This is a genomic window from Halorarum salinum, from assembly GCF_013402875.1.
GTDB classification, from domain to species: Archaea; Halobacteriota; Halobacteria; order Halobacteriales; family Haloferacaceae; genus Halorarum; species Halorarum salinum.
On the sequence record NZ_CP058579.1, the window covers coordinates 131,230 to 145,612 of the forward strand.

General features: G+C 59.0%; 7 protein-coding genes and 2 pseudogenes. 3 read left to right on the forward strand and 6 right to left on the reverse strand.

Features of this window, described 5'->3' with window-relative positions:
* Positions 1-190: 190 nt before the first annotated feature.
* From HUG12_RS00655 to HUG12_RS00675, 5 genes are all read right to left on the reverse strand, one after another.
* Positions 191-1,087, reverse strand: a complete 897-nt coding sequence (locus HUG12_RS00655) for a homing endonuclease associated repeat-containing protein (RefSeq protein ID WP_179266930.1) — start codon at positions 1,085-1,087, stop codon at positions 191-193.
* Complete coding sequence (locus HUG12_RS00660; protein WP_179266931.1) at positions 1,060-1,779, reverse strand: homing endonuclease associated repeat-containing protein; 720 nt, start codon at positions 1,777-1,779, stop codon at positions 1,060-1,062. The genes HUG12_RS00655 and HUG12_RS00660 overlap by 28 nt, the downstream gene beginning before the upstream one ends.
* Before the next feature lie 1,017 nt (positions 1,780-2,796).
* The gene (locus HUG12_RS00665; protein WP_179266932.1) at positions 2,797-3,543 is read right to left on the reverse strand and encodes a YqcI/YcgG family protein; all 747 of its coding nucleotides are present in this window, start codon (positions 3,541-3,543) and stop codon (positions 2,797-2,799) included.
* 25 nt (positions 3,544-3,568) lie between these two features.
* Positions 3,569-4,426: an adenylyl-sulfate kinase gene (gene cysC / locus HUG12_RS00670; RefSeq protein ID WP_179266933.1), complete on the reverse strand. Its 858-nt coding sequence runs from the start codon at positions 4,424-4,426 to the stop codon at positions 3,569-3,571.
* 243 nt (positions 4,427-4,669) lie between these two features.
* Complete coding sequence (locus HUG12_RS00675) at positions 4,670-5,893, reverse strand: sulfotransferase domain-containing protein (RefSeq protein WP_179266934.1); 1,224 nt, start codon at positions 5,891-5,893, stop codon at positions 4,670-4,672.
* A 2,126-nt stretch (positions 5,894-8,019) separates the two neighbouring features.
* Here HUG12_RS00675 and HUG12_RS21950 point away from each other — a divergent pair.
* The 3 genes and pseudogenes from HUG12_RS21950 (at position 8,020) to HUG12_RS00685 (ending at position 13,717) form a co-directional block, all read left to right on the forward strand.
* Entirely contained in the window at positions 8,020-9,036 is a 1,017-nt protein-coding gene (locus tag HUG12_RS21950; RefSeq protein WP_321169639.1) for a hypothetical protein, read from the forward strand.
* A 20-nt stretch (positions 9,037-9,056) separates the two neighbouring features.
* Positions 9,057-11,570 carry an ATP-binding protein gene (locus HUG12_RS00680; RefSeq protein ID WP_321169641.1) on the forward strand — a complete coding sequence of 838 codons (2,514 nt, stop codon included), beginning with the start codon at positions 9,057-9,059 and terminating at the stop codon, positions 11,568-11,570.
* Positions 11,571-12,737: 1,167 nt separating this feature from the next.
* Positions 12,738-13,717 (forward strand): annotated as a pseudogene (locus HUG12_RS00685) (IS630 family transposase).
* A gap of 14 nt (positions 13,718-13,731) precedes the next feature.
* Here HUG12_RS00685 and HUG12_RS00690 read toward each other — a convergent pair.
* Positions 13,732-14,327 (reverse strand): annotated as a pseudogene (locus HUG12_RS00690) (IS6 family transposase).
* Positions 14,328-14,383 lie beyond the last annotated feature (56 nt).

A 14,383-nucleotide genomic window follows, 5' to 3' on the forward strand; every position in this document is an offset into this window, starting at 1 on the left:
GCTGCAGCAGGTTTTGTTTGAGCCGTTGGAGAATGCGTGGGTGGCGGCGAAGAAGTAAGCTGACGTGGTTTTCTGTAATTCCCAGCTGGCACTCGCCAGCAGTACATTCAAGCCTAGCAATGAAATTTGAATAGCTCTCGGAAGCTGGGAGACTGTGAGAGCCGATCTATGCATAAATATGTTCTTTTATCTATGATTCATCCATTGGTGATCGTACTCCATACTCCATCGCCGTAAGGTCCCTCGTGCTATCGAGAAGTCGGTGGACCTCGCCGTCGCTCTCCCAGACCGTTCCTCTGGCCTCACTCAGAACATACCAGGTATCGACGTCCCACTCGATATCGAGCTCATGTTTCTGCCAGACTTTGAGCTCGAACTCCTTGTCGTTGAGATCAGCGACCAGATACCGGCCCTCCACACGATTCGACCGCGTCCTTTTCTTCTCCTTCACCTGAACCGCGATCGGAGACGGAAGCCGACTGTTCCCCGGGATATCCTCCCAGGTGAGGATGGAGTCTTTGTCAACGTTCAAAACGGGCGATGAATTCGATTCATCTCCGGTTCTAGGAGACGGATCAGAGGTAGTTGTCTCGCATGTCGGCTCTTCTCTTGCATCAATCAGGGAGGTTGCTTTCGTCCACGATCCAAAGAAATTGGCGTACATTGAGGCAGAGACTCGCCCGTGATGATCCATGTCTGTCGTTTTCGGCATCCGTTTGAGCTCGTCTCGAACGCGTCGGAGTTCCTCAAGGAGTCGAGCACGCTTGTCGATCCCTGCAGCTTCAAGCGCTTCATCCCATGAGCCGAATTCCTGGAGACAGTCATACGCTTTGTACGCGCCGTCCGAATCCATCTCCGACGCGTACGGCACGAGGTTATCACCGTCATCAAGACGCTGAATCTCGTCGATGAGTGCCTCTCGGGATGGTCCAGAATCTGGGGAGGACTCCGTGGCGCTGTCGTCGGGCTGACTGTGTGATTCGTCGGTCGAAACGTGTGCTTGGGATCCCTGTTCGCGATCTTTGACGCTGGAGAAATCTGCGGCATCGCGTGCTGCAGTTATCGTCCCAAACTTATTGGCATACATCCCGGAGCTGTATCGACCGTGTTCATCGACTGAGTGGTTGACGGTATCTCTCCGATGTCAGCAGCAACACGCTCTAGTTCAGTGAGGAGCGACTCCCTTCGGTCGATACCGGCAGCGTCCAGTGCATCGTTCCACGATCCGAACTTCCGATAATACTCGTGAGTCGAATACGATCCTTGATCGTCCATCTCGGGAGCCTTTGGCGCGCCGCCGAGTTCCTCTGTCAAGGTCTGGAGTTCGTTGATGAGATCGTCCCGCGTGGGTCGTTGACCATTGCTCCTCGAGGACTGCTCAGTGGTCGCTGTCTCGGTCTCAGTGCTCGATTTCTTCTCCGTACCACTGCTGTCGGCTCCCGACGAAAGAGCCTCCTCAAGTCTTGTATAGAGCTGTTTGGATTCCACCACCGAGGAACTCGGCTTCTCATCTGAGGCGGCCAGCACCCCCTCAAGCTTCGACTTCGCCTCACAGTACTGCTGGCTTGCCCGACCTTCCTCGCCGTTTATCGAGGCTGTCCGTGCATCACTGACGAGCCGCTGAGCCTCTGTGAGCAACTCCTCGAATCGAACCTGCCGGTCAGCTCTTTCGAGACAGGTATTGGTGAACTCCACACCGGCTTCCGCCCTGGCTGTGTCAAGATCGTACTTCTCGCCCAATTCCGCAGCGGATTCGAACCGCGACTTGGCTGCGTCCAACACGGCTTCAACTGTAGTGAACCCGTTACTGGTCGCGACGACGTCGCAGCATTCGAGGAGCCGCTCGCCTGCGCCACACCGTTCCTCATACGCAGCGGTACGAATGTATCTCGCAGCAGCTTCGAGATCAGTCCCGGCACCGTCGGGGATTTTGAGCGTCTGATTATTCGTCTGGATTCGGATTGTACGATGCTTCCAGAAGAGTTGGCCCGCCTGCTGAACGTCGACACTCGTGACATCCTCGTGGCGAATCTGGATGGTTTGATTCGCTGGATCATTCCCGACGACGCAGACCGACAGGTCCGCGCGCGCCGCTCGCGCCTTCGCGAGCGCCCCTGGGCGCGAGCGGCGCGCGCCTCACGTCGGGCCACCCAGCCAGCACCGCGCGGCGACCCGCCCTGCGCGAGCGGCCAGCACACAAGCCGGTTTCGCGTCCGTCGACCGAGCGACCCCGGAGCGAGGGCGACGCAACCGAAAGCGCGCTTGGTGCTGGCGCCGAGGGCACATGCACTTTAGCCCGGAACGGGCGCGGGCGGTGCGGAGAGCGCCCGCACGCCCGGACTGGTCGGTCGCGAGCGACGCGGCGGGCGGCAGCGGCGAGCGGGGCGGGCCGTTCGTACACACCTATCTACCGATGGAAATCGATGACGCCATACTGACTCCAAACGGCTCATCGTGTGATGGGACAGATGCCGTATCAATCCCCGCTGGTTCGTCCATCGCGCCGTTCACATCGCGTATTGCGACGACTGCCGCTCCCCCATTCGTCGAGACTTCGAGCTGCATTCGCCCCACCGCGACGAGACGGTTTGTGAAATGGGGGGGCGAGAGGGCACACTACGGGGTTCCGGCGTTACAGTGTGTTCGTGTTCCGGAATGAGATGTTCTCATTGGCGTCAACACGCGGCCACAAGTAATCCAATGAAAACATCGACAGGAAAGCCAGGTGTTCGTTTCTCCATTGTTGGGTTGGTGCTCGAAACAGGCAGCACAATTCGCTTGAGAGGCATTCTCTACTTACTCCGTATCTATCTCGAAGGGAAATTCACCCAAACTCTCCTCGTTCGATGCTGGAAGGAGATACTGTTTCCATTCTCGCGTGTTGGGGTCGCTATAATCTCCAATATCGGGATGAGGAGCAGTATCGTCATAGTCCTCTAACCGATCTCTGATGACCGAACGCGCTTGCTGGCCTTCCATTGTATCTCCAGTAATGTCGTCGAGTGTTCTCCGTGGCTGGATCGTTATTTCGAGTCCGTATGGCGTATACCTGCTCTGCCGATCCGTATAGAACGGAGCACGTCCGACGATGAACATCGGTTCTCCGGAGAAGCAGAATTCCCACTCGGGATCATTTGGGTCTTCGGGAACGTCGCTAGGCCATGGCTCCGGATCTCGTCTGTTGAGGAATTCGAGAACTCTCCAGAACTGAGTCCGGTACTCCTGTTCACTTTGCTCTTCAGTAGGAGGCTCGAAAAAGATCACCAACGTCGTTCGTTCGGCTATCGACTGATACCGTTCGAGATACTGTCGCAATCCTTCTCTCACTTTGAGAAGCGCATCACGATCACCAGCAGCCCCGGCGAAGAGGTACCGAGCGGAATCGGTACGTTCAGCTCGAACTGCAAAATGACACGGATACCGAGTCTTCCGCATCGACTTTTTGAACGCAAGATATCTCTGTTTCTTCCATGCGAGTAGCTCTCCCGTTTCTATCGCGTCTTGCAATTCGGACTGATCGAACAGTAGCCCTGCTCTATTCATGGTGAAGATGTCGGTGGCGAATACGTTAGTCCTCCAAGTGCTGTCCCGTGAGGAGCTCGTTCTTCTCGTACTCCTCGCGCGTCTCGGTTCCGCTGATCTCTGCGACCTCCTCGGGAACCGAGACGACCGAGTATCCGACGTCTCGTCCGATAGCCACGGTATCGACATCCGGAATAATCATCGTCTCGACGTTCGGATGGTCCTCGTAGACGTCCTCAATTAGCTCCTGGCGCTCCTGTGCGGTGAGGGGATTCTTCTCGCTGAGCTCGGTGTCGCGGATGGCGATAATGACGTTCTTGCCGTTGTCTGCGGCTGAATCGATGATCGTCCGGTGGCCATCGTGGAGTGGCTGCCAGCGACCGATGAAGATGTGGCTTGGATTGAACTTGAGGTCTAGCTCTGTATTGATCTTCTCGAGACTCTCCTCCTTCGAGTGCGTCGCCGTCTGGACTTCGAGTCCGGTCTCCTCTCCCTCTGGCTCCTCGAACGGCGCGTCGATACCGGTGAAGCCCTCGATCTCACCGTTACGAGCCTGCTCGTACATTCCCTTGACATCGCGTTCCTCGCACACTTCGACAGGTGCATTGACATAGACGAACGAGACGTTCTCGATCGTCTCGGCGATCAGGTCTCGCTGGGACCGATACGGCGTGATGAACGACGCGACGACGTCGAACCCCTGTTCGTTCAACGCTTGTGCGACTCCAGCAGCCCGTCTGAGGTTCTCGGTTCGATCCTCCTTCGAGAACCCGAGATCGGAATTGAGGGTGTTTCGAAGATAATCCCCATCCAAGTGGACCGTACTCGGACCGAGTAACCCCTCGGCGAGCGTTGTCTTCCCGGAACATGGCAATCCGAAGAGCCAAATGGTCTCTTCAGACATTAATCGACCCCTCCCCTGAGACGAGCGAGTCCATCTGCTTCGTTCCGAATCTCATCGACGATCGTGAGTTCGGTAGTATACGCCTCAGCCGGTGTCGACTCTGCATTCGGTGTATCGTTGGACATGTGTATCGCCTCGTCTGCCGTACTTGTGAAGCGAATCATCGTCGATTCCGACGGTCATCGCCTCGACAGTGATCGGCACGAATCACCTCACCGCTGTTCTCATGCTTTGGCGATTCGCTCAGATCCATTCAGACTCCTCCGTGTATCCCAGTTCCTCGACCACCTCGGTATACGGCTCGTCGGCTCGATCAAGCGCGTTCTTGACGAGGTCTTCCCTGTCTCGCCAGCGAGCGTGTCGCGGTTCCTTCGTCGTCATCACCTTATTGGGGTTTTCGACGTTCTCGGAGAGCAGTGTCGACTCGCCGAGATCGGCGAACTCGACGATCTCCTTAATAGTGGAGCGGCTGTCGGTGAGGAGATCCTCGAACCGGACTCGAAGGATGTCCTCGAACGCATCGCGGCCATCGAGGATATGGCGGTGGGCTTGAGCCCACTGCATCAGGCAGACATCGATGAGGTTCCCCTCCTTAACCCAGCCCACCGGGAGATCATAGCACCACAGCGAGCCGTCGTAGCCTTTGAGATCGAGATCGCCAACGTCGTACGTCTGGAACCCTCTGTTCAGCCGCCACCCGTCGTAGAGTCCGTTAATCGACGCTGCTGGGTTCCGCGTGAGGTGAACGACTTTGACATCGGTCTCGGGAAACAGCTGCTCGCGGATCCACAGAAGCCGGTATGCGTCGCCACTCGCTTTGAGGACGAGCGTCCGCTCGAAATCGTCCGCTGTGAGACCACGCTTGTGACGGTGCGAGGAGACGAACGGTCGGTCCTCGATCGTTTCGGCTTCGAACGGGCTGTTTGCGTCTCGTTCTGCGTATTTATCGTACTGCAGTGGCAGGATTCCGAGCTCCTCGAGTATCTCATCGAGCGACACTCCAGCAAGTAGTTGGTCGCGTATCTGCTCGTACGGGAGCTCTCGATCAGGAAACTGCAATGGGAGCCGGACGAGCGTGTTATCCACACGATGCGTTCGGTCGCCGGATCGGTCGGTTGCACCGACCTCAGCGAGGAGATCAGTCAGAAGTTTCTCTCTATCGAACGACTCGAAGTCGGCCGGAACGACGTCGGACTCGAGGGCAGGGTAACAGATCCCGTTCAGAGTGAACCAGCGATCGTGCTCGCCATCGAGACTACACGTCCCTTCATGGTGTCGAAGGATATCGAAAAGGAGACTACTTCCCCCTCTCGGAGCCGTCACGATGAGCAGCACACTGTCAAAGTCGTCAGCTTGATAGTCTGATAGAATTGACTGCTTCTCCTCCGTGATGATCTCGTTTTTTACACGCTCGTAGTTCCGTTTGGCCTGATCTCGGAGATTGCCCGTCGTTTCTTCGAGACTCACTGGCCGCCACCTCCCAACGTCTCTACCGACTCAATCCAGCGTCGGAACTGACGGGTCGGGTTCCTCGATTGTCGCCGAGCCGTCATACGTTGGTCAGTCGTCGGCTTTGCCCTCCTACACGGCCTGTAGACTGCGGAATCCGGCCGGATTTCGGCTATTGCGACCTTCGAGGTTCCAACTCCACGCGGCGGGAACCGACGATACGCCGGGGGAACTTTCGTTGTCTCCCTCAGAAGGCTGTGGCCCGGCCACTGAGACGCCGTCGGAATCCGGGGCATCACGGTATGACGAACAGATCGCGTTCGTCGCCACCGCCTGTCTGTTTGGTAGCGGACGCTCACTGATTCCATTGTGGTCTGAGGTACAACGAGTAGCACGAAAACGATTCTGGCAGGTGACTCGAAATCCCGATCGTTGTCGTCAACGAGATCGCAGTTAGCGAGAACGACCGGTCGGTCGTACATCGGGTTACCGTACCCACGTTACCCTCCACAATGTCGTTGCTAGGACACTCCCGAGAAACGCGGAGTAACCCCGTAGGCTATGGTGGTAGAACTCCAATCCAGAGGTGGAAATCAACGAGGTATGGAAGGGTCGATCTATGCGGATCTGCACGTTCACACGACGAATTCGGACGGTGAACTCAGTCTCGAGGAGGTTCCGGCTGCAGCAACTGACGCAGACATCACCGCGATCGCCTCACCGATCACGATAGGATCCATCCCGACCTGGATGCACCGCTTATTCGAGTCAACGGCATCGACGTTATCCACGGCATTGAGCTTCGCGTCGAGGTGAGGTCGCTTTCCGAACGAATCGACTTGATGGGGTACGGAGTGACGGAATCATCCGCGCTCTGCGCCGAACTCACCCGCCTTCAGGCGAACCGGAAGACTCGCGGTGCACGCATCATCGAACTGGTCGAGCGTGAACTAGATATCGCACTTGGTGTGGAACCCCACGAGGGTATCGGTCGTCCACACATCGCCCGCGCGATCGACGCTCATCTGAGACTGACCTTTCATACCAGGACGCGTTCGACGAACTCATCGGTGACAGTGGCCCTTGTTACGTGCTACGCGAGGTCCTCTCGTTCGAGAGGGGTGTTTCACTACTTTCTGAAGCGTATAACGTAGTCAGCCTGGCACACCCTTACCGTTACAGCGACCCCGATGCAGTGCTTGAGCTGGCTACGCGACTCGATGCGGTGGAAACTCGCTACCCGTACGCGGCCTCCAATACCGCCAGCCGCTCCGATCACGACATACGAACGGTCGAACGGCACGACCTCCTCATTACCGGTGGGAGCGACGCAGCGGGCGGCAGCGGCGAGCGGGGCGAGCCGTCAAGTCTGGTCTGTCCAGCCGGACACGACACGTAGTGACTCAGCCGACATCGGAGTGGATGGAGAACAATTGTTGCCGCCTTGCTTGTCCCCCGACCTCACAGGCCCGCAGCCACGATGCCCACAGCGTTGGTCGGGGATACCGAGCTGTCGCAGACGTTGGGTGGCAGAGCTCTAGCGGGACCACGTCCGATCAGCCAGCAGACGTGAACGTTCGAACGTGAGCGTGAACCGATGGGCCGTCATCGCTGCCCCCCGTCGATACCGAGCCACGGCTCCCAGAGCGAGGTCCGGGACAGGACGGTGCCACACCGCTCGCAACACTCCAGTCGATCGCCGGTGAGGAACGACACTGAGCGCTCCCAGTCAGGGTGCAGACAGCGATTTGGGAATCCGAGCAAGGGATCGCCACGCTGGTCGGAGCGGTCGGGAATGAACTCGGCGAGTCGTCGTGGATCTGACGTACTGTTGCTCAACTCAAAGCACCTCACCCCTTGGGGTACTCATAGACTCTTCCACGTGCACACCAGACAATCAGGAACGTACCACACCCGACCGTCAACGGGGTGGGACTGAAAGGGGCCGTGGCGCTCGGGGATGGCGCGGACCGTCAAGCACCGCAGCGAGCGAAGCGAGCGAGGAGCGCAGCGGCCGCACCGACCCGAGCGCCACGGGGGCTTTCGAAGTCACCAGCACGCCTACCTGACCCAGCATTATATTCCGTGACTAGCCATCTTTATCAGCTACAGAAGAGACGGAATTGAACGTCACTAGTCCCCATATGGAGCCGCCTCTCACTGACTCACCATCCACACAAACGACCCGAACCTACCTCGAACTCACCCCGACCGAACAACCGCTCGATCCGGCGACGGTCCAGGCACAGTTCAAACGCCTCCATCAACTCACGACGAGCGCCGACCAGCCGTGGTACAGGTCGCTGTTCACCAGCGAACCACGACCGACGATCGAGTGGCTCCTCGCCACCGACGGCGACCCCGATACGCCGCTCCACTACTACGTCGGCATCGACGACCCGGACGCGCTCGACCACCTCGAACAACTCGTTCGAACGCTCGTTCCGAACGAGTACGAACTCGACCAAACGGAGTGGCACCCGATCAACCTCCTTCCAATGCCGACACCAACACCGGATGAGGAGGACGAGTCCGACTCCGAAGTCAACCCAACACCCACCCTCCAGGCCGTCGAATTTCACGGCAGCGCCGACCGCCGTGAGGACTGGCAAACGCGGCTCACGCCGTTCGAGGCGTTCACGGAAAGCGCGGACACCCGCCTTCCGCTCGCCGCGATCGTCGAAGCGCTCGCGGGGGCCACCTGCCCGACCGTCTACCAGACGCTGCTCCGACCGTATCGCGACTGGACGGGCGACGCCGCCGATCGATGCTATCGGCTCGAACGCGGGCTAGATACGCCAGCCCAGCGGGCAGTCGACTCGATTTTCCCCGCTCCCGAGGCCGATGGCGTCGACGATCCGGAGACGAACACACGGCTCGAGGAACTCGACGCGAAGAACGCCCGCCGGTCGTTTGTCGTGAACGCACGCGTCGTCGCGGTAACTGAACCCGGCGACTCACGACCGACGGATCTCGAGGGCATCACCTCCGCGTTCGAGGCGGCGAGCCGTACCTGCTACAGCATCGACGCGACTCATGACGCGGACGAAAAAGCACACTCGATCTACGAAGACCTCACCTCCAGAACGGTCCATCTACCGGACTACGACACCCTCACGAGCAAACTCCGTGGACCGCGAACACGAGTCGTGGCATCGTAGCCGACCCGACAGAAGCCCCGGTGTTCTGCCTGCTCGACGGGATCGCCCTCACCGAAGCCGGGAACCGGGCACTCGCCCCGACCCCTGGTGAACGGACCGCCCTCCCGCGCCCACCACACGACCTGCTCGCGAACTATCGAACCGAGGGGCTCCCGCTCGGTCGTCCGCTCACGCAGGACGGCACCGCTGACCCGACCCCCATCTCGCTGCCCCCACAGCTCCAACCGCTTCACGTGGGTTGGTTCGGCAAGACGGGCTCGGGCAAGTCGACGAGCCTCATCAACGCCATTCTCCGGAACCACGACGCCACGAGGGGCGCGGATATCCTCATCGACCCCAAAGGAGATGGAATGGCTATCGACTACCTCCGCGCCCACTACGCAGAGTACGGCAGCCTCGAGGACGTCGTCTACTTCGACTGCGCGGAGACGCTCCCCGCGTTCGGCTTCTTCGACATCCGCGACGAACTCGCCGCTGGCGTCCCCCGAACGACGGCCGTCGAAGACGCCACCGACCACTACATCGAGATCCTCACCCAGATCATGGGCCGCGACCGGTTCGAGCAGGCGGTCCGCTCGCCTGACGTCATCCGGTACATGGTGAAGGCGCTGTTCGACCCCGTCAATGGCCAGGACGCCTTCTCCCATCGCGAACTCCACGGCGCCGTTCGCCGGATGCACGAACGCCAGTCCGTGCCTCCAGTCAGCGACGGTGACCTCGAACGGATGCTTGGAGGTGTGGTCGCCAACCGCGCCCAGACGTTCGACGAGATCATGCAAGGGGTCGCCAATCGATTGGAGAAGATTCCTGTCGACCAGCGGCTCGCCCGCATCTTCAATCACGTCCCCGAGGCGGACGACCCGCACTTCGATCTCGCCGAGCACCTCAACCAGAATGAAGTAATCATCATCGACACGGGCGAACTCCGAAGCGAGGCGCAGCGCGTCCTCACCCTGGTGGTGCTCTCGAACCTGTGGACCGCGCTGCGCCGACGGACGCGAAGAGGAGATGACGACCCGTTGGTGAACGTCTACGTCGAAGAGGCCGCCAACGTCGCCGTCTCGGACCTGCTCAAGGAACTGCTGGCCCAGTCGCGTGGGTTCAACTGTGCGATGACGCTCGCCATGCAGTTTCCCGCACAGCTTCGCGAGGAGGACCCCGGTGCGTACGACGAGGTATTGAACAACATCTCGACGTTCGTGACGGGCAACGTGCCGGTCGACCAGCGCCTCGCCACGCGATTGGCCACGGACGAGCTATCGCCACAGGACGTCGGCAATCGGCTCCGGGCGCTTCGGCGCGGCCAGTGGCTGGTGACGCTCCCTGCCGCCTTCGGCGTGGACGAGCCCCGACCGTTCACCGTGGAGTCGCTTCCGCCACCGCCCGGTGATCAGGGTGGGCCGCGGCCACTCAATCACGAGGAGCAAACGAACTTCGATGCGGACGTCGACGCATGCCGCGACCGGACGCGGGAGGCGTTCGGGCTGACGCTCGGCCAGCCGAGTGCGGCCTCGCAGCACGCCGGCGGTGAGACCGAGACGGAAACCGAGGAGTCGCGACTCCGCGTCGACTCGGCGCTCCCACACACGAATCGCATGCCGCCAACGGTGGAATACGAGGGTGAGACGCACGCACTCCGCTGCAGTGAGTGTGACAACCGATACGATCCGTCGAATGACGGCATGAAACGTGCAATCTCGTGTTGTGGGTCGCTCGCCGAGGTCGACCGCGACGACGTCCCGATCTGTGAGTTGAATCTGAAGCTCTCGCCCGACGAGCGAGCCGCTTCGGAGTGGTCGGATCGCCAGCTCATGTTCCTCCAGGCGGTGTACAACGCCCAGCAGCTCCGATACGATCCCCTTGAGTACGACCTGGTCGAGGACTCGATGATCCGCCTCCAGGAGTACGTCGGGATTGGGGGCGACCCGCTACAGGAACTGCTCGACTCCGAGTATCTCCGCCACGATACGGACCACCCGCATCGGCTCTACACGGTCACACCCGATGGCCGGTCGGTCATCGGCGAGAGCTATCGCCAGGGCGTCGACTATGGTCACGGCGCGGGCGACCTCGAGGAGTCGAGCGAGCACGTCCTGGCGATTGAAGTTGGCCGTCGCTACTTCGAACAGGCGTACGTCGCCGATTCCGAGTCGCCTGTGTGCGAGGTGATTCCCTACTATGACCTAGACGAACACCGAAGGCTAGATATCGCCGCCCTCGATGACGAGGGCGATGTCAAGGTGGCCGTCGAGGCCGAGCGGGTGAACCACGACATCATTCGGGCAGTTCCGGATGATTATGACAAGATGGCCGACGCCGAGCCCGATGAAGCGCTTTGGATCGTCATGCGGAACGACGATGCCCACGCCGTCCTCGAGGCGGTCAATAATCCGCCCGAGGGCGACCCGCGAGTCGAGAAGACCTACGCGTCCACCACACCCCCGCAACAGTTCTCACTCGATGCACCGGGGATGACCGATATCATCCCGGTCGATCGGCTGCGCCGACAGCTAGAGTCGGTCGCGGATTCCTAGATCGGTTCCAAACTCGGTCTGACGGGATTTCTCGGTCCGAGCGGGTGGCTAGTGCGCACTCACCGAACCGCGTAGTATCCAAAACTAGCTCGCTCATCCGCAAGTGGACCGGAGTCACACAATCGATGTCGAACTAGGACGATATCGGAGCGTCGACGGCTCGAACCCCTGCTGACGGCGCGGCTGTGATAGAATGTTTTCAGATTGCTCGCTCTCGTGGGCCCTCGCGACGGGTTTGGCTGTGCCCTCTCGCGCTGGGAGGGTCGTACAGACTAACAGAATCGCATGATTGCAACCGTGTTTGGACGATTTTTGGGTGGCTTCTGAGTCGGTTTTTAATGTGGCTTCCACATCGGAATTGACGTTGAGCGCGTCTGTGTCAGTGTGTTTGAAGCGTTTTGGGTACGATTGGACTGTCGACTGGTTCCCGTCCTAGATCGGGTTGCATGCTGGGTGACGGGTGTTCTTGCGGAGCTCAGAATCGATGTTGGAGTAAATTTTGATACAACAGTGTTTCCTAGATCCCCTGTTACCCAATCTGAAGGCCTAAAGATGATTCTGGAATCTCAGTTTGGAATCGGTCCCCTAAATCGGGTCGTTGATAATGTACTGAATCGGATGTTCTCCACGAGGGTAGTTCGTCTCCGTCATCAGGTCCGCCATCGTAACGCGCTTGTACTGTACCCATAGTCGCGGGCGAAGTCGTCGAGACACGAGCGGGATGGGAACAAGTCAAGTCGGCCGCGATTGCTCCCGCTCGATGTGGAGATTCGTGGGCTCCTGGATCGCTATCCCCTCGCCCGCCCGAATAACGGGGAAACGTGGCTGTTCTTCTCGCTGAAGAGTCACACGCAAATGACCAGCAAGGGCGTCAATGGCATCTGGAAGGACGCGTTTCATCCTGCCTATGCTGATGGATGAGCATCGCCCCGTGACGAGTCATTTCGCTCGCCATCGGTCCACGACCTACTGGCGGGTCGGACAGGACGTGAATCGGTAGCTGGTGAAGTACACGCGTGGCGATCGGACCAGAGCGTACTAAAACGCTCGCGGCATAAACGCATATCTGCTGCCTACTACGAGGACATCGAGGACCTCTACTGTGAGAAGATCTGCCGTCTGTAGTGGACGTTAAAACTTTCAGCCCAGAGATTGTTGTGGTATGCAATGGATCATCTCGACGAGATCCCCGTCGAAAAACTTCAAGACGCGCTCGACAACGTCGAGGGGAACAAGCCGACACAGCGGCTGCTGGCGACGATCGCGTACAAAAACGGCGTCACGCAAACTGAACTTGCCGAGTGGTACGGCACCGGCCGGCGAACAATCTACAGCTGGCTGATGCGGCTAGAAACGGACGAACCGCTCGACGAAGCCGTTGTTGACGATAAACGAACCGGAAGAAAGCGAAAGCTCTCACAAATACAGCAAGAGGAGTTCGAGCAGACGGTTCACGAGCCACCGACCGACGTCGGCTACGACGCGCCGGCGTGGACGCCGGCGCTCGTCCAGGAGTTTCTCGCGGAAACGTACGGCGTCGAATACTCCTATCCGAGCAGCCGGCGGTTGCTGAAAGAGGCGGGACTGAGTTATCAAAAACCACGCCGGCCAGCCGCCGAAACCGAGGAATCCGACCAAGAGGAGTTCCACGACGAGCAGAGATGGACGCCACAGTAGTCTGTATCGACAGATCAAGAAATCGGTACAGGTCGAATCGCGTGCCGCATGGTTTCCGTGCGGCACGCGACCAAGCGTCGAGCTCTCTGGCCAATGCGACTGGACGTGTCTGCTGGGCGCAATCACCGAGGACAGCGGTCGCTTTTTCTCCCGATTTGAAGAGTATGTTACCGCCGAGCACGCGAAACATTTCATTTTAGCATTATGAGAAGAACTGAGGACGATTTACTCGCTGTTTTGGATGGAGCGCCGTATTTTCAGGCGTCGGCCGTCACGGACTTGGCGGCCCGTGACGACCTCGATTCGTGACGTTACCCGCGTATTCGCCGGAGCTGAATCCGGTCGAAGAGTGCTGAGACAGCTACAATCCGCACTCAGCAACCGATTTTTAACTCGCTCGACGAGTTAACCACAGCGATCGACACTGTTCTCGATTAACTTCGGTTCCAGAAGTGAGCAGCTATTTCTAATTACTACTATAAAGTCATGTTTCTGCGGTTTCGGCGTCGGCATGGCTGAAACAGTTTTCGACCGAGTTTGTTCGACGCTTTACTTCTTTGAATACACGTTCGACACTGTTGCGATTCCCGTGCGTTTCGTGCCGGAATCGCAGGCCATGCTGGTGACAGGCAGCTTGGAGCCAGGGCGCCCTATCGACGAGGAAGTGCGCGTTGTCGACGCGATGTTTCTCGCGGAGTTCCGCCATGAATCTCTTGGAGAGCGCAGTGTTTCTCGTCGGAACAGCCTAACGTGCAGCAGGCGGTTGGTTGCGCGATCGACGGCAGCGTACAGCCAGTACTGCTCGTCGTTGTGTTGGATCACGGTCTCGTTGACGGCGACGTGATCCGGGTTCGCACCGCTGGTGGGCTGTCGGTCGGCTTTCTGCACCCTGTTGTGAACGGTCGTTCGACAGCGGTCGACACCGAACGTTTCGAGTATCGAGACGGTACGTGAAAGCGACAAGCAAGCGAGATGGAGGCAGGTACCGAGTCGTATCGCGCGCTGCGGTGTCGTCTCTCGCTCCGGGAAATCTAATTCGAAGCAGTCGGTGCCTTCGATGAGGCGGTCGATTTCTCGCATACTCATCGAGAAATCGCACCACCTCGTTCTCCAGACCGTATCTGAACACCTCCCGA

What these genes read in the sequence shown, in the direction of transcription:
- HUG12_RS00655 (WP_179266930.1), bottom strand. Translation starts at nt 1,087, where the DNA reads ATGTATGCCAATAAGTTTGGGACGATAACTGCAGCACGCGATGCCGCA.
- HUG12_RS00665 (WP_179266932.1), bottom strand. Translation starts at nt 3,543, where the DNA reads ATGAATAGAGCAGGGCTACTGTTCGATCAGTCCGAATTGCAAGACGCG.
- cysC (WP_179266933.1), bottom strand. Translation starts at nt 4,426, where the DNA reads ATGTCTGAAGAGACCATTTGGCTCTTCGGATTGCCATGTTCCGGGAAG.
- HUG12_RS21950 (WP_321169639.1), top strand. Translation starts at nt 8,020, where the DNA reads ATGGAGCCGCCTCTCACTGACTCACCATCCACACAAACGACCCGAACC.